23 protein-coding genes are annotated in these 23312 nt (G+C 56.0%); 14 read left to right on the top strand and 9 right to left on the bottom strand.

What is annotated here, in order from left to right:
* The first annotated feature begins 140 nt into the window (after positions 1–140).
* The 7 genes from QMZ65_RS13825 to QMZ65_RS13855 all read left to right on the top strand — a co-directional run bounded on the left by QMZ65_RS13825 (position 141) and on the right by QMZ65_RS13855 (position 7869).
* Entirely contained in the window at positions 141–1145 is a 1005-nt protein-coding gene (locus QMZ65_RS13825; RefSeq protein ID WP_097118444.1) for a LacI family DNA-binding transcriptional regulator, read from the top strand.
* A 58-nt stretch (positions 1146–1203) separates the two neighbouring features.
* On the top strand, positions 1204–2229 hold the full coding sequence (locus tag QMZ65_RS13830) for a LacI family DNA-binding transcriptional regulator (RefSeq protein ID WP_097118443.1): 1026 nt from the start codon (positions 1204–1206) through the stop codon (positions 2227–2229).
* Positions 2230–2384: 155 nt separating this feature from the next.
* Positions 2385–3134 (top strand): sugar phosphate isomerase/epimerase family protein, encoded by a 750-nt coding sequence (locus QMZ65_RS13835; protein WP_097118442.1) that lies wholly within the window; start codon positions 2385–2387, stop codon positions 3132–3134.
* Positions 3135–3141: 7 nt separating this feature from the next.
* The gene (locus QMZ65_RS13840; RefSeq protein ID WP_160869098.1) at positions 3142–4083 is read left to right on the top strand and encodes a sugar kinase; all 942 of its coding nucleotides are present in this window, start codon (positions 3142–3144) and stop codon (positions 4081–4083) included.
* 140 nt (positions 4084–4223) lie between these two features.
* Positions 4224–5504, top strand: coding sequence for an MFS transporter (locus QMZ65_RS13845; RefSeq protein WP_160833316.1), 1281 nt, complete (start codon positions 4224–4226; stop codon positions 5502–5504).
* A 66-nt stretch (positions 5505–5570) separates the two neighbouring features.
* Positions 5571–6545 (top strand): glyoxylate/hydroxypyruvate reductase GhrB, encoded by a 975-nt coding sequence (gene ghrB / locus QMZ65_RS13850; protein WP_160833315.1) that lies wholly within the window; start codon positions 5571–5573, stop codon positions 6543–6545.
* Between the two features lie 82 nt (positions 6546–6627).
* The gene (locus QMZ65_RS13855; protein ID WP_283216196.1) at positions 6628–7869 is read left to right on the top strand and encodes a valine--pyruvate transaminase; all 1242 of its coding nucleotides are present in this window, start codon (positions 6628–6630) and stop codon (positions 7867–7869) included.
* Between the two features lie 49 nt (positions 7870–7918).
* Here the strand turns inward: QMZ65_RS13855 and QMZ65_RS13860 are convergent, their stop codons facing one another.
* Positions 7919–8134, bottom strand: coding sequence for a hypothetical protein (locus QMZ65_RS13860; protein WP_058961171.1), 216 nt, complete (start codon positions 8132–8134; stop codon positions 7919–7921).
* 143 nt (positions 8135–8277) lie between these two features.
* Entirely contained in the window at positions 8278–9729 is a 1452-nt protein-coding gene (locus QMZ65_RS13865; RefSeq protein ID WP_058961173.1) for an aminotransferase-like domain-containing protein, read from the bottom strand.
* Between the two features lie 182 nt (positions 9730–9911).
* On the opposite strand from QMZ65_RS13865, the gene QMZ65_RS13870 reads away from it, so the two are divergent.
* From QMZ65_RS13870 to QMZ65_RS13895, 6 genes are read left to right on the top strand one after another with little or no spacing between them, the layout of a single operon-like run.
* The gene (locus tag QMZ65_RS13870; protein ID WP_160833313.1) at positions 9912–11378 is read left to right on the top strand and encodes a hypothetical protein; all 1467 of its coding nucleotides are present in this window, start codon (positions 9912–9914) and stop codon (positions 11376–11378) included.
* A 17-nt stretch (positions 11379–11395) separates the two neighbouring features.
* Positions 11396–12673, top strand: a complete 1278-nt coding sequence (locus QMZ65_RS13875; protein WP_097118437.1) for an ATP-grasp domain-containing protein — start codon at positions 11396–11398, stop codon at positions 12671–12673.
* Complete coding sequence (locus QMZ65_RS13880) at positions 12661–13371, top strand: class II glutamine amidotransferase (protein ID WP_097118436.1); 711 nt, start codon at positions 12661–12663, stop codon at positions 13369–13371. Before QMZ65_RS13875 ends, QMZ65_RS13880 begins: the two co-directional genes overlap by 13 nt.
* 5 nt (positions 13372–13376) lie before the next feature.
* Positions 13377–14177: a 2OG-Fe(II)-dependent halogenase WelO5 family protein gene (locus QMZ65_RS13885; protein ID WP_283216197.1), complete on the top strand. Its 801-nt coding sequence runs from the start codon at positions 13377–13379 to the stop codon at positions 14175–14177.
* Between the two features lie 27 nt (positions 14178–14204).
* On the top strand, positions 14205–14705 hold the full coding sequence (locus QMZ65_RS13890; protein WP_160833310.1) for a YbaK/EbsC family protein: 501 nt from the start codon (positions 14205–14207) through the stop codon (positions 14703–14705).
* A gap of 23 nt (positions 14706–14728) precedes the next feature.
* Positions 14729–15634: an EamA family transporter gene (locus QMZ65_RS13895; protein ID WP_097118433.1), complete on the top strand. Its 906-nt coding sequence runs from the start codon at positions 14729–14731 to the stop codon at positions 15632–15634.
* A 56-nt stretch (positions 15635–15690) separates the two neighbouring features.
* On the opposite strand, the gene ibpA is transcribed toward QMZ65_RS13895, so the two are convergent.
* Entirely contained in the window at positions 15691–16107 is a 417-nt protein-coding gene (ibpA, locus tag QMZ65_RS13900; protein WP_034830093.1) for a small heat shock chaperone IbpA, read from the bottom strand.
* 277 nt (positions 16108–16384) lie between these two features.
* On the opposite strand from ibpA, the gene QMZ65_RS13905 reads away from it, so the two are divergent.
* The gene (locus QMZ65_RS13905) at positions 16385–16732 is read left to right on the top strand and encodes a YceK/YidQ family lipoprotein (protein WP_034829992.1); all 348 of its coding nucleotides are present in this window, start codon (positions 16385–16387) and stop codon (positions 16730–16732) included.
* Here QMZ65_RS13905 and QMZ65_RS13910 read toward each other — a convergent pair.
* The 6 genes from QMZ65_RS13910 to QMZ65_RS13935 all read right to left on the bottom strand — a co-directional run bounded on the left by QMZ65_RS13910 (position 16710) and on the right by QMZ65_RS13935 (position 23151).
* On the bottom strand, positions 16710–17972 hold the full coding sequence (locus QMZ65_RS13910) for a YidR family protein (protein ID WP_283216198.1): 1263 nt from the start codon (positions 17970–17972) through the stop codon (positions 16710–16712). The genes QMZ65_RS13905 and QMZ65_RS13910 overlap by 23 nt on opposite strands.
* 272 nt (positions 17973–18244) lie before the next feature.
* Positions 18245–19537 carry an MFS transporter gene (locus QMZ65_RS13915; RefSeq protein ID WP_160833308.1) on the bottom strand — a complete coding sequence of 431 codons (1293 nt, stop codon included), beginning with the start codon at positions 19535–19537 and terminating at the stop codon, positions 18245–18247.
* 297 nt (positions 19538–19834) lie between these two features.
* Positions 19835–20983, bottom strand: coding sequence for a galactonate dehydratase (dgoD, locus tag QMZ65_RS13920; protein WP_034829995.1), 1149 nt, complete (start codon positions 20981–20983; stop codon positions 19835–19837).
* Positions 20980–21597, bottom strand: coding sequence for a 2-dehydro-3-deoxy-6-phosphogalactonate aldolase (locus QMZ65_RS13925; protein WP_160833307.1), 618 nt, complete (start codon positions 21595–21597; stop codon positions 20980–20982). Before QMZ65_RS13925 ends, dgoD begins: the two co-directional genes overlap by 4 nt.
* On the bottom strand, positions 21581–22456 hold the full coding sequence (locus QMZ65_RS13930; protein ID WP_097118429.1) for a 2-dehydro-3-deoxygalactonokinase: 876 nt from the start codon (positions 22454–22456) through the stop codon (positions 21581–21583). Before QMZ65_RS13930 ends, QMZ65_RS13925 begins: the two co-directional genes overlap by 17 nt.
* Entirely contained in the window at positions 22453–23151 is a 699-nt protein-coding gene (locus tag QMZ65_RS13935; protein WP_283216199.1) for a FadR/GntR family transcriptional regulator, read from the bottom strand. Before QMZ65_RS13935 ends, QMZ65_RS13930 begins: the two co-directional genes overlap by 4 nt.
* Between the last annotated feature and the right edge of the window lie 161 nt (positions 23152–23312).

Here is a 23312-nt window from a genome sequence, read left to right on the forward strand (position 1 = left end):
TGCAGATCGGCTTTTCCGCACGTTTTTACACCGCAATTGACGCTTTTTGTATCAGATAACGCTCTATAATCGTCAACCAATAGAGCCGTGAAATACTTTATGCTAGCGTGATCAAAATTTGATCGGTGGAAAACGTCATCATGTCGCTCAAAGCCATTGCCGCTGCCCTCGGCCTCTCTGTTACCACCGTGAGTCGTGCGCTAAATGGCTATGACGATGTTGCGGCCGCCACGCGTAAACGTATTGAAGAAGAAGCCACTTCACGCGGCTATCGTCCGAATGATGCCGCGCGCCGTCTGAAGACCGGGCGCGCCAATGCCGTCGGGCTGGTTTTCCCGGTCAGCACCGCCTCTTTGAATGACAGCTATTACAGTGAAATGCTGTTGACGCTGGATCAACGCCTTGCTCAGCATGACATTGATCTGATGATCCTGCCGGATAAACCGCAGGATAAGCACCGCACGCTGATGCGCTTGCTGCGCAGTGGCGCGCTGGATGCGCTGATTCTCACCCATACCCAACCGCATGATATCCGTCTGCAGCGTTTGCAGCAGAAAGGCTATCGCTTTCTCACGCTGGGCCGCAGCCAGCTGCCGCAACCTTATGCCTGGTTTGATTACGATAATCATGCAGGCACCTTGCTGGCCGCTGAACACTGCCTGCAACAAGGGCTGACAAGGCTTGCCTATCTTGGCGGCAGCGAGCCCTGCACGTATATCCTCGATCGTCGCCATGGCTTTATCGATGCCCTCACACAGCATCAACCACCTATCGCGCCAACGATGCTGGCCGCGCTGCCGGTAACACGTCGTGCCGGTTACCAGCAAACACAGCGCTGGCTGGCGCAGGATATCGCGCCTCAAGCCATCATCACGGATTGTGCGCCGCTGGGTGAAGGCGCGGCCATCGCGTTGCAGCAGGCCGACCGTTTAAGCGGCGCGCGGGCGATCCCCCTCTATGTCTACGATGGCTTGCCGCATGACTCCATTATCGATCATCCGGTGAACGCGATTTTGCAGCTATCGCAGCAGCGCATTGGCGAACGCGTGGCCGAAATGGTGCTGCAACTGCTGGAAGGTGCACCGCTTGAGGAGCTCCAGACGCTGTGGCAACCGATGTTGCGCCTCACTTCTGATGCACAATGATTGCGTGCGCGCCGCGCTGTGATAGTCTTCGCCTGATTTTATTATTCAGGTGTACGCGATGAAGACCAGGCCGCCACGAGCCACAATCAGTGACGTTGCCCGCACGGCAAAAACCGGTAAAACCAGCGTTTCCCGCTATCTTAATGGCGAAGTGAATCTGCTCTCGCCCGATCTCAAAGCCCGTATTGAACAGGCGATTGCCGACCTCGATTATCGTCCCAGCCAGATGGCACGCGGCCTGAAGCGTGGCCGCACGCGGCTGATTGGCCTGATTATCGCGGATATTACCAATCCCTATTCCGTGGATGTGCTGAGCGGTATCGAAGCGGCCTGCCGTGCGCAGGGCTTTACGCTGCTGATGTGTAACACCAACAACGAAGTCGATCGCGAGCAGTATTATCTGCAACTGCTGAGCAGCTATCAGGTTGAGGGCATCGTGGTGAACGCGGTCGGGATGCACGAAGAGGTGCTGAAGCGCCTGCAGCAGTCGATGCTGCCGATGGTGCTGATTGACCGTAAAATTCCTGACTTCGCCTGTGATGTGGTTGGCCTGAATAACCCCGAAGCCGCGCAAATTGCCACCCAGCATCTGCTGGACAACGGTTACGATGCCCTGCTGTTCCTCAGCGAACCCTTGGGTAGCGTTAACACCCGCCGTGAACGACTCGGCGCGTTCTATGACACCTGTAAAGCCCACGCCGGCGTGATGGCGGAAAACGCCGAAGTCCCCCTGCATCAGCCAGAACAGTTGGAGCAGGTGCTGCGGACATTCCAGCAACGCCACAGTGACAAACGCTGCGCGGTGATGGCCGCCAACGGAGCCCTGACCTTGCAGGTGGCGCGCGCCTTGCAGCGGCTCGAACAGCGCTGGGGTGAAACCATTGGCCTGCTTGGTTTTGATGAGCTGGAGTGGGCCGCACTGGCGGGCGTGGGCATCACCACCCTGAAACAGCCCACCTGGCAAATTGGCTATGCGGCGCTGGAACAGGTGATCTCACGCATTGACGGTAATGAGCAGCCGATCAATGAGCAGGTTTTCCCCGGTGAGCTCATTGTGCGCGGCTCCAGCCAGCCGCTGCGCTAATCCCCTTTTCTCTGGCTCACTTCGTGAGCAGGATCATAATTCCACACTCTCTTCCTTTCATTTGGAACCGGTTCCATTTAGGTTTTTTTTAAGACATCGATTTAAAACAACGGGCGGCTCAGACCGCATCCTTCCGAGTTCAATGGAGAGACAACATGGCACATCCGGAAATCATCGTGGTCACCGCCGCCTACGGCACGCACAAAGTCGCTGAGTTAGGTGGTCAAACCGCCCTGCTGCCGCTGATCAAAGCCGCTGGCGCGGATGGCGTAGAAATCCGTCGTGAGCTATTCAGCGAAGATGATCTGCTGAGACTGCATTCGCTCAACGAGGCAATTGCTCAACAGCAGCTGAGTGCCAGCTACTCGGTGCCGGAAGCGTTGTGGCTGGAAGATGGCTCGCTCAACCCTCGCCTGGGGCAGTTCCTGCTGGAAGCCGAACAGATTGGCGCTAAGCGTTTGAAAATCGCCCTCGGCCATTTTGTCGATCTCTCCGACGCTGCGCTGGTTGAGGTACTCGCCGCATCGCCAGTAACCGTGGTGGTGGAAAACGATCAAACGCCAGACAGCAAACTGGCCCCGATGCAGACCTTCTTCCATCGTGCCTGCGATGCCGCCCTGCCGCTGGATATGACCTTCGACATGGGCAACTGGCAGTGGACCGGCGAAGACGCTTTGCAGGCCGCAGCGCAGCTCAGCCGTTACGTCAGCTACATTCACGTGAAAGCCGCGGTGCCACATGGCGAGAGCTTCCGTGCGGTGGCGCTGGACGAAACCGACGGCAGCTGGCGCACATTGCTTAACGCACTGCCTGCTGATGCGCCGCGCGGCATCGAGTTCCCACTCGAAGGCGAAGATCTGCTGGCCGTGACACGCCATTACGTTGAATTGCTGCGTGCGCTGTAAGGAGTCGATGATGAAGCAACTGGATGTGGTCACGATTGGCGAAGCGATGGCGATGTTTATCGCTCAGCAAAGCGGGGATCTCGCCGCCGCAGAGGGCTTCGTCAAACGTATTGCCGGTGCCGAACTGAATGTAGCCATCGGCCTGGCGCGCCTTGGTTTACAGGTCGGCTGGGTCAGCCGCGTCGGCGATGACAGTTTCGGCCGTTTTACGCTGCAACAGCTGGCGAAAGAGAAGGTCGATCATCACTGTGTGACCACCGATACCCGCTATCGCACCGGTTTTCAGCTCAAGTCGCGCGTCGATGACGGTTCCGATCCTGAAGTGGAATATTTCCGTGCAGGCTCCGCCGCCAGCCATCTGTCACCAGACGATTTTAATGCGGATTATTTTGGTGGCGCGCGCCACCTGCACCTGAGCGGCGTGGCCGCCGCCCTCTCCGACAGCTCGCTTGAGTTGACCAAACATGCGGCCAAAGAGATGCGTTCGCGCGGCAAAACCATCTCCTTCGATCCGAATTTGCGCCCGGTGTTATGGCGCAGCGAGGAGGAAATGCGTAAGCAACTGAATCTGCTGGCAGAGTATGCAGACTGGGTGCTGCCGGGTGAGAAAGAAGGGTTCATTCTGACCGGCTATCGTCAGCCAGAAGCCATCGCCGATTTCTATCTGGATAAAGGTGTACGGGCTGTGGTGATCAAAACCGGCTGCGACGGCGCCTGGTATAAAACCGCCGATGGTGAAAAGGGCAATGTCGCACCGATTCTCGTCGATAACGTGGTGGATACCGTCGGCGCGGGCGATGGTTTTGCCGTGGGCCTGATCAGCGCACTGCTGGAGGGCAAATCGCTGCCACAGGCGATTCTGCGCGGTAACAAGATTGGTTCGCTGGCGATTCAGGTCGCCGGCGACAGTGAAGGCCTGCCGACGCGCGCGGCGCTGGGCGATTTTTAATTAAGCGGTTGCCTTAATCGGTGACCCTGCAGGAGGGTACGCATTCAGGTGTACCTGGTTAATCCGTCTGTCTCTACACAACCCGATTATTTCGAGGCGCATCCATTGAATGTGCCCGCCTCAAAACAGAGGAGTCACCCATGAAATCGCAGACAATCGCGCCAAAACGCTGGTGGTTTATCATGCCCATCGTGTTTATCACCTACAGTCTGGCGTATCTGGACCGGGCGAACTTTAGCTTCGCCTCTGCCGCAGGGATTAATGACGATCTCGGCATCACCAAAGGCATGTCATCGCTGTTGGGTGCCCTGTTCTTCCTTGGCTATTTCTTCTTCCAGATCCCCGGCGCGGTGTATGCCGAACGCCGCAGCGTGAAGAAGCTGATTTTCTGGTGCCTGATTCTGTGGGGCGGCTGTGCCTCATTAACCGGCGTGGTAAGCAACATTCCGATGCTGGCAGCGATTCGTTTCGTGCTTGGCGTGGTGGAAGCGGCGGTGATGCCGGCGATGCTGATTTACATCAGTAACTGGTTCACTAAGTCGGAACGTTCGCGCGCCAATACTTTCCTGATCCTCGGCAATCCGGTCACGGTGCTGTGGATGTCGGTGGTGTCCGGCTATCTGATTAATGCTTTCGGCTGGCGTGAAATGTTTATCTTCGAAGGCATCCCGGCGGTGATCTGGGCCGTGGCCTGGTGGTTCCTGGTGCAGGACAAGCCAGCACAAGCCAAATGGATGAGCGACGAAGAGAAATCAGCACTGCAGGCGCAGTTGCAGAAAGAGCAGGAAGGCATCAAAGCGGTGCGTAACTATGGCGAAGCCTTCCGAAATCGCAATGTGATCATTCTGTGCATGCAATATTTTGCCTGGAGCATTGGCGTGTACGGTTTCGTACTGTGGCTGCCTTCGATTCTGCGTAACGGCACACAGATGGGTATGGTCGAGGCGGGTTGGCTTTCAGCAGTGCCTTATCTGGTGGCGACCATTGCGATGGTCGTGGTGTCATGGGCGTCTGACAAAAAGCAAAACCGTAAGCTGTTTGTCTGGCCGCTGCTGCTGATTGGGGCGCTGGCGTTCCTTGGCTCCTATCTGGTCGGTTCCAGCCACTTCTGGCTGTCGTATGCGCTGCTGGTGATTGCCGGAGGCGCGATGTATGCCCCTTACGGCCCGTTCTTTGCCCTGATTACTGAGATGCTGCCACGCAACGTTGCTGGCGGTGCCATGGCGCTGATTAACAGCATGGGCGCACTCGGCTCCTTCATCGGATCGTGGATTGTAGGCTATCTTAATGGCGCAACCGGCAGTCCTGCTGCCTCTTATATCTTTATGGGTGCCGCGCTGCTGGTCTCGGTGTGGCTGACGTTAATCGTCAAGCCCGCGGAGAACAAGACAGCACCGATTCATGGGGCGAAGCACGCCTGAAAGCGTAAGAAATGACTTTTCCGGGCGGCTCAGGTCGCCCGTCACACGTTCTACAGGGAGCAAATGATGAAACCTGCTGTGATTCTTTATAAGAGCCTGCCAGACGATCTGCGCGCTAAACTGGATGCCCATTTTACCGTCACCGAAGTGCATGACGTCTCCCCCGAAACCGTGCAACAGCATGCCGCACAGTTTGCGCAAGCCGAGGGTTTGCTCGGCTCAGGCGGTAAAGTAAATGGTGATCTGCTGGCGAAGATGCCCGCCTTACGCGCTTGTTCTACCGTGTCTGTGGGTTACGACAACTTTGATGTCGAAGCCTTAAATCAGCGCAATGTACTGCTGATGCACACGCCAACCGTTTTGACCGAAACCGTGGCCGATACCATGATGGCGCTGGTGCTGAGCACCGCCCGTCGCGTCACCGAGTTGGATCAATGGGTTAAGGCCGGTGAATGGAAGAAAAGCATCGGACCAGAACATTTCGGCATCGACGTGCATCACAAAACCTTGGGGATTCTTGGCATGGGCCGTATCGGCCTGGCGCTGGCGCAGCGTGCGCACTTCGGCTTTGGCATGAACATTCTCTACAACGCACGCCGCCAGCATGAAGAGGCGGAAACCCGCTTCGGTGCACGTGCCTGTGATCTTGAAACGCTGCTGAAAGAGAGTGATTTTGTTTGCATCAGCCTGCCGCTGACCGAGCAGACGCACCATATGATTGGCGCTGCACAGCTCAAGATGATGAAACCCAGCGCCATCCTGATAAATGCAGGTCGCGGCCCGGTGGTTGATGAGCAAGCGCTGACGGCGGCATTGAAGGACGGCACGATTCACGCAGCCGGTCTGGATGTGTTTGAAGTGGAGCCGGTGCCTGCCGATGCGGAGATCCTTAAGTTGCCGAACGTGGTAGCGCTGCCGCACATCGGCTCAGCCACCCATGAAACGCGTTACGGTATGGCACGTGATGCGGTGGATAACCTGATTGCTGCGCTGAGCGGCAAAGTCGAGAAAAACTGCGTTAACCCGCAAATCCAGGCCTAAGCTTGCTGCTTTAGCCATTGCGCCTGCCCGTGGCGGGCGCTAAGGTGGTTGCCCATTCCCGATTACAATGTTTTAACTTCCTATGTCCTTTTCTCAGTTCGGCGACAAATTTACTCAACATTCCGGCATCTCACGTCTGATGGAAGACATGGGTGAAGGCCTGCGCACGCCCGGCACCATTATGCTTGGCGGCGGCAACCCGGCGCAGATCCCGGCCATTAATGACTACTTCAACCAGCTGCTGCTGCAGATGCATCAGGACGGAAAACTGAGCGAAGCGCTGTGCAATTACGACGGTCCGCGTGGTAAAACGCTGCTGCTGGATGCGCTGGCGAACATGCTGCGTGAAGAGCTGGGCTGGCCGATTACCGCACAAAATATTGCGCTGACCAACGGCAGCCAGAGCGCGTTCTTCTATCTGTTTAACCTGTTCGCGGGTCGTCGCGCCGACGGCAGTAAAAAACGCGTGCTGTTCCCGCTGGCACCGGAGTATCTCGGTTACGCCGATGCCGGACTGGAAGAAGATCTGTTTGTTTCCGCCAGGCCGAACATTGAGCTGCTGCCAGAAGGTCAGTTCAAGTATCACGTCGATTTCGACCACCTGCCGCTGAATGAGGACGTGGGCCTGATCTGCGTGTCGCGCCCAACCAACCCGACCGGTAACGTGATCACCGATGACGAGCTGATGCAGCTGGATGCGCTGGCACAGCAGCACGGCGTGCCATTACTGATCGATAACGCCTACGGTGTGCCCTTCCCCGGCATTATCTTCAGCGAAGCCCGTCCGCTGTGGAACCCAAATACCATTCTGTGCATGAGCCTGTCGAAACTCGGCCTGCCGGGTGCACGTTGCGGCATTATCGTCGCCGATGAGAGCACGATTAGCGCGATTGGTAACATGAATGGGATTATCAGCTTAGCGCCAGGCAGTATCGGCCCGGCGATTGCCACTGAGATGATCGTGCGTGGCGATTTGCTGCGTCTGTCGGAAGAGGTGATCAAGCCGTTCTATCAGGACAAGGTGAGCGAGACGATTGCCATTCTGCACCGCTATCTGCCGGAAGATCGCTGCCTGATCCACAAACCCGAAGGGGCAATTTTCCTCTGGCTGTGGTTCCGCGATCTGCCGATCAGCACCGAAGCCTTGTATCAGCGCCTGAAAGCGCGCGGCGTGCTGATGGTGCCGGGCCACTTCTTCTTCCCTGGTCTGGAACAGGAATGGCCGCATACACATCAATGTATGCGCATGAACTATGTACCGGATGCGGAGAAGATTGAACGCGCGGTGCAGATTCTGGCGGAAGAGCTGGAGAAGATTGGCTAAACCAATCTTTTAAAACGCCTCTCGAAATTAATCGGGAGGCGTTGATGCATTATTTATTATTGTACCAGTCGTAAAATCGGAACAGGCTTGAATAAAAAGCATAGGCTCCGATCAGCATAAATAACCATGCTACTACGCCAACCCATCCAGGATTATTCACCGGGACATAGGGTAAGGATTCATGCGATAGGGTAAAGAAAGTCCAAATCCACAATGCGAAAATAATGAATCCACGTGTAGGGATATCCTTTCCAAAAATTTTCATTACTTATCCTTGTCATCTATTTCATATATTTAATGATAAACCAAGCCAGACAAGAATAAATTAGTGATTCCATTAACTGGTAGTGAATAATAAACACAGCAGCCGATGTTTATTTAAATTTGTGAACTACTTCCAAATAATCTCTATTTATCCGCCACCAGCGATAGCTGGCACCATTGCGCCAGCTGCTTGATCGCCTCCTCCACTTCCGCATTCCAGCCAAAACCGGCGTTCAGTCGGAAACAGTGATCGTAACGGTGATCGGTGGCGAAGATATGTCCCGGCGCGATACCGATGCCCGCGTTACGCGCTTTAAGAAACAGCGCGCGCACGTTTAACGACTGAATGGGCATTTCCACCCACAACACATAGCCGCCTTCAGGATCCGATACACGCGTGCCCGCAGGGAAATAACGCAACACCGCCTGGCGCATATGGTGGATTTGATTCTTCAACTCACGACGCAATTTGCGCAGATGCGCATCGTAGCCGCCGCTGCGCAGCAGTTCAGCAATCGCTGCCTGTGACAACACCGAGGTGCCCATGCTGGTGGTGTATTTCAGCGAGGCGATTTTGCGCATGTAATTACTGCTGTGCACCCAGCCAATGCGGATACCGGGCGCCACCGTTTTCGAGAAGCCGCTGCAAAGAATGGCATTCGGGCTAAAGGCGCGCATCGGGAACGGACGGCGATTGCCAAACGCCGTATCACCGAAAATATCATCCTCAATAATCACCACATCATTCTCATCGGCCTGACGCGCAATATAGGCTTTCTGCTCGTTGGGAATGCTTTTCCCCAGCGGATTATTGATGTTGTTGATGGTGAGATAGGCCTGCACCGCTTTACGCTGAAACAGCGCGGTAAGTTTACTGACGTTAACATAACCTTCCGGCCCGGCTTCCACTTCAATCACGCGCAGATTGAGATTATGCAGCATCTGCAACAGCACGAAGTAGCACGGCGATTCCACTGCCACGATATCGCCGGGGCGGGTGGTGGCGCGCAAAGCCAGTGAGATAGCTTCGATACAACCGTTGGTGATCAGGATGTCATCAGCGCTGATATTGCAGCCATAATCCACCGCGCGGCGTGCAATCTCGGCTTTGAGCGGCGCATAGCCGGTGCCCTTCACCGTGTTGCCGAGCAGTGCCGGTTTGCTGTAGCCCATCTGGCGCATCAGCAATCCAATTTTCTTGACCGGATAGAGCGAGATATCGCCATTGGCCAGATCCAGCCGCACACGACAATCGGAGCCCAGCATGGCCAGATGCAGCTCGGTTTGTTCATCCAGCGGGGCGACTTCACGCGGCTGTTCGCTGTGGATGGCAGCGGGTAACCCCCTGGGAACCTGACGGGGCGCCACAAAAAAGCCGGACTTAGGACGCGCAACGGCATAGTGCTCATCCTCCAGCGTGCGTAATGTTTTCAGCGCAGTGGTCATGCTGACGCTGTACTGCGTCGCCAGCGTGCGCACCGACGGTAAACGGCTATCAGGCGGCAGCGATCCGCTGTGAATGGCTTGTTTTATCTGCTCTGCAATCTGACGGTAACGACTACTCTGGCTCTCCTGTTCACCCGTTCCATCCGCCATCTGTTCCACCCTATATCGTGCTGATCTGTGCGTATCCATCAGATTACATTCAAAGTACTTTAGGCTGCATCTGTTAATTCAGCCTCAGACATTCATTCCGTTGCAACTTCGTGGCCCCTTTTCCTGCCCGTTACCGCCAGCACGGTAACGGCGATTTTATTAGCCAAAGGATGAAGTGAAAAATGAATAATCTGTCCACCATGATGAGAGAAATTGAAGGTTATCTCACGCCCGCGATTATCGATTCTGCTCAACGCTGTTCTCAACGCTTACTTGCCGCCCTACCCGATAGCGACAATCCCGCTAACAATCGCGTGCTACTCGCCTATGGCGGCGGGAAAGACAGCAGCTACATGGTGGCGTATGTGCGCTACATTCAGGGGCTGATTTGGCAGCAGCAGGGCAGCACCTTCCAGCTGCGCATCAGCACCAATCGTCATGCGGCGATGAACGACAGCGTGATGGAAAATATCGACCGCGTATATCGTGCATTGCACATTCCGGGTGATGACTTTATCGAATGCCTGGTGACTGATGGCTTGCAAATCCGCCACTTTGAACGTCATCTGCCGATGCCCGACAGCGTGCGCCAGCAGAATCGCAACGATGTGCTGATGAATGGCCATCGCTTTCGTGCCGATGCGCGCTCCACTTTCTGTAACGCCTGCAACCTCAGCATGGTGAACTCGTTTGGCCTTGCCGCGCACTACGAGGGCGGCGTGGATGTGATCATCACCGGTGATTCGCCGCAGGAGCAGACCGCTTACCTCGCCTGGGCTCGTCATCTTTCACGCCTGTTTGATGCGCCCGTTGCCGACAAATCACGCGGCTTTAGCGGCTTCCTGCAAACCCTGGATGGCGTGGCAGAACGCTATTTCGCCGACATTTACGGCGCCGAGCAGGTTACCCCGGCCCATCGCATCACCTGGCAGCTGGCACGCGATCCGCTGTTCTTCAACATCTATCAGGACACCGCCTATGAAGCGGGTGCGCACTGGTCGCTACTCACCGAGTTCATGCACTTCCGCTTTGATGAGCTGATGTTCAGCTTCTCTGAATCGGACTGCGGCAACCCGACGTTAATGGCACATATTCGCGGTCTGCGAGCGGAGACGCTGATGCAGCGTAGCTACGCCGAAGGCATTCGCGAATATGTGCGCTTTGCGCTCGGCCTGATGGAGAAGAAAGATTTCCCGCCGCAACTGATTGCGGAAATGGCGGCGCGTTATCAGGACGATGCGGCGATTGAACGCGCTCGCCAGCGTGCAGCGCAGTTTGCCGAACAGGCGTTTGGCCTCAACGAAACCCAGCTGGTGTGCATGATCTATTCGCCGTTTATCGCGCAAGGCCAACAGCTCAATGTCTGGCTACAACAGCTCGATCAGGCGCCTGATGAACAGGCGGTGCGGGCACTGCTATGCGGCGATAGCGATGATTTGCTGCTGGCACAGCAGCTGGAGCAGCTCTCCGGCCTGACGATTGCACAGATGCGCCAGTGCTGGCGCAGTGCACAGGTCAATACGCTGCTGGATGGCACGCGCGGCGATGCGCTCTCACGCGTGCTGCGTTTCGATCCCCACAAAGCAGTGATTCAGGTCAACAACGGTGCCTTGCAAGACATCGTCACTGAAGTGATCTCCGGGCGTTAACCCGGTAAGGCGACGCGATGAGAAAGATTTTCCTGCAGATTGGCGCCACGCGTGACGGGCAAAATCCGTACTGCGCAGTGGCAAAACGCGAAGGCTATTTTACCGTGCTGGCGGAGATGGGCGACTTTGTCGACTATCAAAGCTTGAGCATTCAGCTGCCGTTCGATCTGATTGTGCGTCTCGATCGCCCGGAAAATCCGTGGGATGTGTTACAGGCCTGTCTGCGCGCGGGCTTACTGGAACATCCTCAGGTAGTGCTGGCAGGCTTTGAAGCCTACAACGCCAGCGCCGGTCGCGTACGCGAACTGCTGGCCGGGCCGGATGCCGGACCTTGCTTTATTCCGCCGGATAAGTACGCACAGCGCATGGCCTTGCGTAAAGCCTGGCCACGCTTTCCACAGCCGGAGTTTCGCTTCTTTGCCTCACCGCTGAGCATTCGTGACGCGCGTGATGCACTGCTGTATCCCTGCGTGATCAAACCGGTGGATGGCGGCGGCGGATTAGGGATCTGGCTGGTGGAAGAGGCCAGCCAGCTCGATGCGGTGATCGGCAAGCTGGTGGAGACCATGAACTACGGCGGGCGCGGCTTTAGCGGCTTTATTGTCGAAAGCTGGCTGCCGGGCGACGAGTATTCACTACAAGGTGTGGTGGATAACGGACACGCGGTGGCGCTGACCTGCTGTCAAAAGGTGATCGAGCACCACATCGATGCAGAAGGCTGTATCAGCTTTTACGAATCCGGCCATGTGGCGATGGCTGCACAACAGCTGCCTGCGGCCTTTGCCAGTTTGATGAGCTTTTGCTGTGAGACCTTTGGCTATCGCCAGGGCGCCTTCCACATCGATTTTATTATGGTGAACGGTGAACCGCACTTCCTCGAAATGGGCTTCCGCTTATCGGGCATGGGCGTGGTGAATCTGGTCGAGGAAGTCACCGGCATTAACTGGGCGGAGGTAGCGTTTCAGATTGAAGCCGGACGGGGTTTGCCGGTGCTGCACTTCCCTAAGCAAGCCCAGGCCATTGGTCGCCTGCGCCTGCGTCAGCGCCTGCAATATGACGCAGCGGAACGCTGGATCGCCCAACATCAGCGCGGTCAACTATTGCCACCGCTCAATCTGCCCGCGCTGGCCGTCTCGCCGCGATCCTCGCTCTACGCCGACCTCACCCGTCATGCTGGTATCCTCGCCACCTTCCGTCTTGCCGCAGACAGCCGTGACGATGTGTTAGCGGTGTTCCAGCAGATTCTCGACGTTCCGTCCTTAGCCCCCCGGAGAGATCTTCTATGTGCAGAATGATTCTGGCAAGCGGTCAGTTTGATGCGGCAGCGGTACTGGACGCCGCACGCGCCATGAGCTGTGGCGAAACCGCCACGCATGACGGCCCGATCAAACAGCACCCTAATGGCTGGGGCTGTTTGTGGCTGGATCAGGGAAAGATTCGCACCCTGCATGGCACTGGCACCTTTGCTGATGCGCTGCCCGGTATTGATGTTGATGCATTGCGTCACAGTCGTTTTCTGGCGGTACATGTACGCCACGCCACGCTGAGCAAAAATCACGGCATCGAGTTTTCCCATCCGCTGTGGCGCACCAGCGGCGCGACACAGTGGTACATGATGCACAACGGCTTTTTACCCACGGTCTATGCGCAACTGGGCATGGCGGAATCGCGCTTTGACTCCGCCGAATACCTTGAATATATCGTCGATCAGGTGACGCCTGCCGATTTTACCTGTGACTACCTGCGCAGCAAGATGGCGCGCGTGTCACCGGGTGGCAGTGCGGCTAATGCGATTTTTGTCACCCGGGATAAAGCCTGGGCGTGGCAGTGGCATCCCGATGACACCCCTTATCCTGACTATTTCACGTTGCATCATTATCAAAATAACAGCACCACTTTTATCTCTTCTGAACCTATTGCTGCACTGGGCACGGCGTCTGACTGGCGTCGCATGAACAACCATGAACTTCATGAATTTCCACTTGGGGAGTGATCAGCATGGCCATTTTCAATCAGATACGCGTTATCCATCCAAAAATGTTCGTCGAAAGCACCTGGCTGGATGACATCGTGACCGCGCGCGTGCCGCTGTTGGTGCTGCGCAATTTCCTGACGCCTGAAGTGCGCGAAGCGGTGGTGGACGATCTGCAACAGTGCCGCGATCAGGTGCGCGTCTCGCGCTATCCAAATGGCGCACTGACCACGCTCGGCCCCTATCTGGCTAAACACACTCGCGCACCCGAAAATTACTTCACCGAGCTGCGCGACATCCAGCCAGCACTGCCAGCGTCACTGCACTGCCTGCGCGATCAGGTTTACAACTGGGTGAAGCACTCATTGCGTCTGGAGAGTCTGCACACTGCCCGCGAGCCGGAGTTGGGCGATTACGCGGGTTCGATTGTGCGCTTTCATGCCAATGGCGTCGCCAATCCACTGCATAACGACAACATCGTACGCGATGCCGCGGGCAGTGGTTTGGCCGTCACCCACATCCTGCATCAACTGAGCTGTGTGGTCTGTTTGCAGGAGTGTCACGCGGGCGGGGAACTGCGGATATTCAACAAGAAGTGGCATCCGGTGGATGAGCGCTTCAAAACGCCAGGTGAACTCGGCTATCAGACTGGCGTGATTGAGCAAAGCGAGGAGTGTGAGTTCTCCCCACGCAGCGGCGACATCTACCTGTTTAATCCGGCTTTTTATCACGAGATTGATCGCGTGGAAGGCGACACGCGCATCACCATGGGCTTTTTCTTTGGCCTGACCGACAAAAAAATGAAGCACGCCATTGCCTGGAGTTAATACCGGGCCTTCGACGAGGAGATGAAGATGAATACCTATGAAAAAATCACCGCCCTGCTGGATCAACACCACGCAGACTATCGCGTGGTGGAGCATGAGGCCATCGGTCAGACCGATGTGATCAGCGGCATTCGCGGCAACGATCTCAATCAGGCGGCCAAAGCGATGGTGCTGGAAGTGACGATGCCTGACGGTGCCGATGCGCGTTACCTGCTGGCGATAGTGCCGGGCGACTGCAAGATCAACTTCAAAAGTGCCGCACGCGCCATTGGTGGCAAGAAGTCGAGCTTTGCCGCGCCAGAGAAAGCACAGGAACTGACGCAGTGTGTGATGGGCGCGGTGCCTCCCTTTAGTTTTGATGACCGACTGGCGCTGCGCGTCGATGCGCGCCTGCGTGATGTCGGCACGCTGTGGTTTAACGCCGGCGCGCTGGAGCGTTCCATGGCGCTGAATGTGGATGATTTTTTTCGTGTTATCGGCGATGACTGTTGTGCAGACATTGCCACTCCGATGACGGCGACTGCCTGAAACGGCTGTAGTAAGGAACGAGTATGTCAGTAAAAGATATGATGTTAGCCCTGTGCGTAGTGGTGGCGTGGGGCGTGAATTTTGTGGTGATCAAACTGGGTATGCACGATATGCCGCCGTTTCTGCTGGCGGGATTGCGTTTTGCACTGGTGGCGTTCCCGGCTATCTTCTTTGTGAAGCGGCCGCAGATCCCTTTGCGCTGGCTGATCGTGTACGGCATGACTATCAGCTTTGGTCAGTTCGCTTTCCTGTTTCTGGCGATCAAACTCGGCATGCCAGCAGGACTGGCCTCACTGGTGTTACAGGCGCAGGCATTCTTTACGCTGCTGCTGGGGGCTTTATTGCTGGCGGAAAAACTGCGCTGGAACCACATCGCCGGAATTTTGGTGGCGACACTTGGCATGTTTATGCTGGCAACGGCGGGCATGCAGGGCCAAACCACCGCTGGGATTACGCTCACCACCATGATGCTGACGCTGGCGGCGGCGCTGTCATGGGGACTGGGCAATATCACCAACAAGATCATTTTGCGTAATCGTAAGGTGCCGGTGATGTCGCTGGTGGTGTGGAGTGCACTGGTGCCGGTAGTGCCGTTTTTCGCCTGCTCATGGTGGTTTGATGGCGAAGCAGCAATCGTCACCAGCCTGCTGAATATCTCGTTGCAGACGGTGCTGGCGCTGATTTACCTCGCGTTTATAGCCACTATTGTCGGCTACGCGATCTGGGGCAATTTGCTCGGACGCTATGAGACCTGGCGCGTGGCGCCGCTGTCACTGCTGGTGCCCGTGGTGGGCATTCTTAGCGCTGCGCTGGTACTCGACGAAACCCTGTCAGCGCAGGAAATTCTCGGTGCGTCAGTGATTATTCTCGGCCTGCTGGTGAACGTGTTCGGCGGGATGGTGAGTCAGCGATTATGGGTGCGCACCTGATCCGCAGAAACAAAAACGCCGCATTTCTGCGGCGTTTTCTTCTCAACACAATATCCTTAATTCAGGATTTCAATGCGGCGCGGTTTCGCTTCTTCAGGAACGATGCGTTCCAGATCGATGCTCAGCAGGCCCAGTTCGAGACGCGCATCGCGCACCACGATGTGATCGGCCAGCTGGAATTTGCGCTCAAAGTTACGTTCGGCGATACCCTGATACAGGTATTTGCGCTCCGGTTGCTCTTCGGGGTGCGCACCGCGAATAATCAGCACATTGTCGTGTGAGGTAATATCTAACTCGCTCTGGGCAAAGCCCGCAACGGCAATGGTGATGCGATAGTGGTTTTCATCCACCAGCTCAACGTTGTACGGAGGATAGCCACCATTGGCCTGGTTCTGATTGGACTCAAGCAGACTAAACAGACGGTCGAAACCAATAGCAGAACGATAAAGCGGAGTGAGATCAAAGTTACGCATAAAAAGACTCCTGAAAATCAGCAAGTTTTGGCAACCTTCCACCATGGACAGGTTGTGCGGCCCGCTGCTGTCCCTGTCGGCAACAGCAACGCGACCGTGAAGTAAAAATGGGTGCGCTTTGATCGCTTTCAAGGGCAATGCGTATTTTTTTACAGCAATTTTGACGAAATAGCATACACTCAGAAATTCTTCGCCTGCATTGCATGACATCGCCACAGAGCTTTGCTGCAGCAGGAGACACACTCCAGCCAGAAGTGATGGCTGTAGGGATGATGAAATGAAAATGATGAAAAGCTTTCCGCTCACCGGCCTGCTGGTCTGCGGCGTTTTGACTACTTCGGGTTGCTCCAGCGTCATGTCTCACACTGGCGCCAGCCAGGGTTATTATCCCGGCACTCGCGCCAGCGCAGATATGATTGCCGATGACAATACCAGCTGGGCGATAAAGCCGCTGGCGGTGATCGATCTGCCCTTCTCCGCCGTACTGGATACGATTCTGTTGCCGTGGGATTACTTCCGCACTGACAAAGATTCGGCGCATGACCGTGTGCTGCAAAGCGAAAAATTGGCTGGCACTGACGCCAGCCTGGCGACTGCCGCCGCTATGCCATCGACGTCGCACTGACGCAAAACAGCTGGCGCCAGCCCTCAATTTCCCGCATATAAGCGATCTGTTTGCCGTCCGGTGACCACACTACCGCATCACCGGAAGGCGGCTGCTCGCTGCGTTTGGTTAAGCGCGTGCAGTGCCCGGTCGCCACATCACAGCGCATCACGCTGTTATCGCAAATAAAGGCGATCGCCTCGCCTGACGGCTGCCAGCTGAATGCCGACTGAATAGTGCTGCTGAGCCGCGTGATTTGACGCGGTGAACCACCGTTGGGCGACACACACCACAGCTGTACAACGCCCTGCTCATCCGCCATCAGGAAGGCGATGGTGCTGCCGTCCGGTGACGCGCGCAGCCAGTGACGTGGCTGCAATGCTAACCCTTTACTGTGCGTGATGCGGCGCTGCTGCACACCGGCAGGCGGTGCAGGCAGTTTATCCGCCGTGCCCTGTAACGGTGATGCACCGGGTTTGGCGTAATCACTCAGCGCCTCGGGCAAATCCACCACAAACACTTCCGGCACTTTATCGCCGTTGGCAGCACGCGTATCACCGATAAACGCCAGCGCCCAACGCTGCCAGCTGCCATCTGGTTTTTGATATCCGCGCTCGCCAATCCAGCCCTCTTCATAAGCGCGGTCAATCTGATCGCTGCCCGGCTGGGGATCGCGCGTGGTTTGGCTCACCAGCACGCAGTAATGGCTGCCATCGTATTCACGGGGATGCTGTTTCGGTGGACACACCGGATGCAGCGGCACAGCCACGCCGACATTACGCAGATCCTCACGCGCATCTTTTTCATGCATCACATGGTCGTTATAGGTATAGCTGAGGCGCGATCCGTCTGGACTGAATACATGCACATGCGAGCCGCCGCGCAATGCGCCGGGCGTATAAGGTGCGGTAATGTCACAGGCATCGAGATTTTCCGCATTGCCCTGCTGCATAATGACGCCGCGACGATGATGGAAATCATAATGCCAGTGTGCATCGGGATGCTCAGGGCCATGAATGCACACATAGCGCGGCGGCAGATCCGGGCTGACGGTCACCACGCCGACATGCGCACCGTCGCGTGCCTGATACAGCACCTCGACCGCACCGCTCGCGACGTTGACGCGTTCGATGGTCAGGCTGGTAAAGGACGCGCCCGACGGACGAACATCAAACGCCAGCCACTGGCTGTCCGCGGTCCAGACGTTGATATTGGTGAGCTGATGATGACGCTGTGCAAAGGTGAGTTGTTTTTCTGACATGAGGCAACCTTACATCCAACAGTTGCCGAACAAAGTACGCGATTATGGGGTGAGGTGCAGCAGTCACAGCGCAATAATTTGCGAACAGTTGGCGCAATTCAATACGAATCGATCACGTCAGGAATGAGTGATAGATTGCGCGATAAATCATGAACAGATCGCGCAATGAATGGCTGACAGATTGCGTGATAAATCGTGAACAGACACGCAATGAATGGCGCCGCTACGCATCGCAGGGCGTTGTAGCGGTGCCATTTATCGCACGTTATCGATCACCCAACCCGCTTCACATCCCCCACCAGCAGGATATAGGAGAGCGCACCAACCAATGCCACGGCGGAGATATACACCAGCGCCGGGGCAAAGCCGTAATCCTGTGCCAGATAGCCCACCACCAGCGGTACCGTGATGCCGCCCAATCCACCGATAAAGTTAAACATTCCACCGGTTAAACCGATCAGGCGAACCGGCGCCAGCGACGACACCAGCGACCAGGTAATAGAGGCGAAGCCGTTGCCGAAGAACGCGATGGCCATCAGCGTCATAATCCACACCGGATCGTTGGTGTAGTTGGCACCCATGATGCAGGTAGAGATCAGCAATCCACAGATAATCGGCGTCTTACGCGCAAAACCAAGGGAACGCCCGCTGCGCACCAGACGATCGGCCACGATGCCAGAAAGAATCACACCAAAGAAGGCGGCGAGGAACGGCACGGTGGTCATAAAGCCTGCTGTCAGCGCGGAGATGTGTTTTTCCTGCGTCAGATAGTTCGGGAACCAGGTCAGGAAGAACCACAGCGTAGAGGTAACAGCGAACTGGCCAAGGTACACGCCGCACAGCTTGCGATGGAACACCAGTTTCCAGTCGGCGGCGGTGAGTTTGATGCGCGTTTTTTTCGCCGCGGGAGCATCGCCGTCCACCATCGCCCCCCCTTCACGGATATAGTCCAGTTCCGCCTGGTTGATACCTTTGCTCTGGCTTGGGGCTTGATAGAACTTGATCCACACCAGCGACCAGATGATGCCGATGCCGCCTGTGATGATGAACACCCAGTGCCAGCTCAACAGTTCCTGAATCCAGATCAGCAACGGTGTGAGAAAAGCGAGACCGACAAACTGACCCGAGGTATAAAAGCCCACGGCAGAGGCACGCTCCTGCTCCGGGAACCAGCTGGTGACCAGACGATTGTTGGTCGGGAACGCGGGTGCTTCAAAGATGCCGGTGATGGCACGCAAGCCTATCAGCGATAATAATCCGCTGGCAAAACCCTGGAATAACGTGGCGACCGACCAGCCGAAGATGGCAATAAAATAGGTTAGGCGGGAACCGACGCGATCGAGGAACCAGCCGCCGGGAATCTGGCATAGCGTATATAACCAGGCAAAGGCAGAGAAGACATATCCCATCTCCGCTTTACTGATGCCGAACTCTTCCTGAATATGCGCAGAGGCCACCGCTAAATTAGCGCGGTCGACATAGCAAATCACCACCGTAATAAAGATCATCAGCAGCGTAATATAACGACGCCGGGTGGGTTTGGCCTGAACAGCAGAGAGATCCATGGTGTGTCTCCGTAATCATATTTGTAGTTGAGGCGCGAAGATGCCCGCCGCTACAAATGCAGGGTAAGGATAGTGAAGGTAAAACCGCACAGGCGGTAAATGTCATTTGCCGGGAAAAAGGCTGAGCGAGGCCCTATGCCTTATTTCACCGGCATATCTTTATCTAAAATGTTTTATAAATTCTTATACCCTAAATAATTCGACGTGCAGAATGGTGGCATGGGAATACACTCCCAAGAGCTTACTTAAGGTGAGTAAGCACAGCCAACGCATCTGTCGCTTAAATTATGACGAGTATTACCACTCAGCGACCGTTCCGTCTGGGAAACGCCATAATGGATTACGCCAGTCTGGTGCATTCTTACTTCTTTCAATCACCAGCTCTTCGTTAATTTCCACGCCGAGACCCGGTTTATTCAGTGGATAGAAGTGACCATCATCCATTTTGAAATCATCTTTATTGATGACGTAATCCAGCAGTTCAGCACCCTGATTATAGTGAATGCCCATGCTCTGCTCCTGGAACACCGCGTTGCGTGAAACGAAATCGACATGCAGGCAGGCAGCCAGCGCGATTGGGCCGAGCGGACAGTGTGGTGCCAGCGCTACATCGTAAGACTCTGCCATCGCGGCAATTTTGTAGCACTCGGTGATACCGCCCGCATGCGACAGATCCGGTTGCAGAATCGCCAGGCCACCCGCTTCCAGCACGCGTTTGAACTCGAAGCGCGAGAACATACGTTCGCCTGCGGCAATCGGAATATGGGTTTGCGCCGCCAGACGCGGATAATATTCCGCCTGTTCCGCCAGCACCGGCTCTTCAATGAACAGCGGACGATAAGGCTCCAGCTCTTTGATCAGCACTTTCGCCATTGGCGCACTGACGCGGCCGTGGAAATCGAGGCCGAACTCAATCTCTTTGCCAAAGGCTTCACGAATCTGTGCCACGGTATTCACCGCTGCATCCACTTTGCGCGAGTTGTCGATAATGCCCATCTCTTCGCATCCATTCAGCTTGAAGGTATCGAAGCCAATCTTGCGCAGTTTCTTGATGCCGTCGACCACTTCTTCCGGACGATCGCCCCCCACCCAGCTGTAAGCCTTGATGCTGTCACGCACCAGACCACCAAGCAGCTGATACACCGGCACACCCAGCGCTTTACCTTTGATATCCCACAATGCCTGATCGATACCGGCGATGGCGCTCATCAAAATCGGACCACCGCGATAGAATCCACCGCGATACATCACCTGCCACAAATCGTTGATGCGTGCCGGGTCCTGACCAATCAGATATTCCGACAGCTCATGCACAGCCGCCTCGACGCTGCGCGCGCGCCCTTCAATCACCGGTTCGCCCCAGCCAACGATGCCTTCGTCGGTTTCGATTTTCAGGAACATCCAGCGCGGCGGCAGGCGATAAGTGGTCAGTTTGGTAATTTTCATCGTACAGCATCCTTATAAGCAGCAATAAATGCGCGAGCTTTCTCCACAGTGCGCGACAGCGGCTGGCCAGCGCGATAGAGATCGCTGCCCAAACCTGCGCCAATGCAGCCCGCGGCCAAAAATTCATGCAGGTTTTCTGGCGTCACGCCGCCCACCGCAAACACCGGCACTTCCGGCGGCAGCACCGCTTTCAAGGCCTTGATGTAGCCCGGACCAAACGCCGACGATGGGAAGATTTTCAGCGCCTGGGCGCCCGCTTGCAGTGCGGTAAAGGCTTCGGTGGCGGTGGCGCAACCCGCTGCAACAATCATCCCTTTCGCCACGGCCTGACGGATGACTGCCGCATCGGTATTCGGCGTCACCACCAGCTTGCTGTTAAGCGTGGCCAGTTCATCGACCTGCGCCGGATGCAACACGGTGCCCGCACCGATCAGCGCTTTATCGCCGAAAGTCTGCACCATCGCGCCGATGCTTTTGGCCCATTTCGGGGAATTCAGCGGGATTTCAATGGCATCGAAACCCGCTTCGATTAGGGCACCCACGTGCGCTTCGGCCTCGTCTGGCGTGATGCCACGCAGGATGGCGATCAATGGCAATTTAGTGTGCCAGGTCATCTGCAATACTCCTTATTCCATGCTGGAACGCGCGGTCGCCTTCCAGGGTGACTGAATCCATGCCGATAAATTGCAGCGCCTGCTGATAACGCTGCGCCAGCGCGTTCCCGGCAATAATGATGATCGGTTGGCGGCGATCCGCGTGTTGCGTCATCAGCGCCACTTCATGACCAATCAGCAGGCCGGATAGGAAATCGCTGATATGGCGGCGATCGCGTGCGCCCAATACATGAGAAGCACGCACTTCGAACAGCCGGGAAAGGATCGATGCGTCGTGGCTGCCGACCGCTAAGCCCTCACGGAAAGCGGCGGCATTCTCTTCCTGTTCGGGTAAACCCGCACCGATTAGCGACTGTTTCAGCAGCAGATGATGCAGTTCGCCCGTCATCACCGTGCGGAAATCCTGCACACGCTGCTGCTCCACCTGCACCCATTTGGCATGCGTGCCAGGCATCACATACTGCATAGCGGGTTGCAGCGCGGAGGCACCTAGCAACTGTGTCTCTTCACCGCGCATCACGTTGTAGTTGTCAGCACGTTCGACGCTCAATCCCGGCACGATCCACGCTTTATCTTCAACGCGGGTCAGGCGGCTGCTGAGTTGATCCAGTGCCACAGGACAGGCCAGATAAGGCACCGTAAGCCAGCCTGCATTGCTACCGACCATGCCCGCCATCACCACCGGCACATCATTCACTGGCCAGCCGTCTGTCACACTGGCAAAGACCTCTGCAGGCGTGCGTCCGCCAAGACGCGTGACGCCCGCTTCTGACCGGCGCTCATCAACGCAGTTACCCTGCTGATAATGCCAGGCACGCAGATTGGTTGAACCCCAATCAATCGCGATATAGCTGGTCACATAATCTCCTTGAGTCGGGCGGTGGAGCTGGCGATCATCGCTTTTGCCGCCTGCTCCGCCGCATCACCATCCTGATGTCGGATGGCATCAAACAGCGCCTTGTGTTCGGCTAAGGTGCGCGGCATGTTGCCGGAATCCGCCATGTAGGTTTTCGCAAACACCGCTTTCTGTAACTGGCTGATCGCCACATTAAGCTGCTGCAATACCGGATTGTGCACCGAAGCCAGCACCGCTTCGTGGTAGCGGATATCCGCCTCATTGAATGCTTCCCGATCGAGATGATGGGCAACCATGTCGTTATAAGCCTGCTCAATCGCCGCCAAATCGTTGGAGGTCGCGCGTTCCGCCGACCAGCGCGCAATCTGCGGCTCCACCAGCACGCGCACTTCACTCATGGCGGCAATCAGCCTGGGATCTTGATCGTGCGCCAGTGCCCATTGCAGGACATCGCTGTCGAGGTAATTCCACTGATTGCGCGGGGTGACAAAGGCGCCACGGTAACGCTTCATTTCAATCAATCGCTTTGCCATCAGCGAGCGAAATACTTCGCGGATGATGTTTCGCGAGGTGCCAAACCGTTCACACAACTCGGCTTCGGCTGGCAACGCGGCGCCCGGCACATACTTCCCTGCTACAATTTCTTCACCCAGCGTCAGGATGATGCGCTCAGTTTTGCTTAATTGTTCTTGCGTCATGATGTTCCATTCAGTGAAAGACGGTAGCCCATCAGATTACTGCTTTCGACGCGTGAAAACTAACAGACACCTCACGTCACGACGCAGATTGTAGTACTAACCAAACAAGTTGTACTACAATCTGGATCACATAATAGACAATTCATCGACGCATAAATGTG

This window comes from Pantoea sp. EABMAA-21, assembly GCF_030053335.1.
GTDB classification, from domain to species: Bacteria; Pseudomonadota; Gammaproteobacteria; order Enterobacterales; family Enterobacteriaceae; genus Pantoea; species Pantoea communis.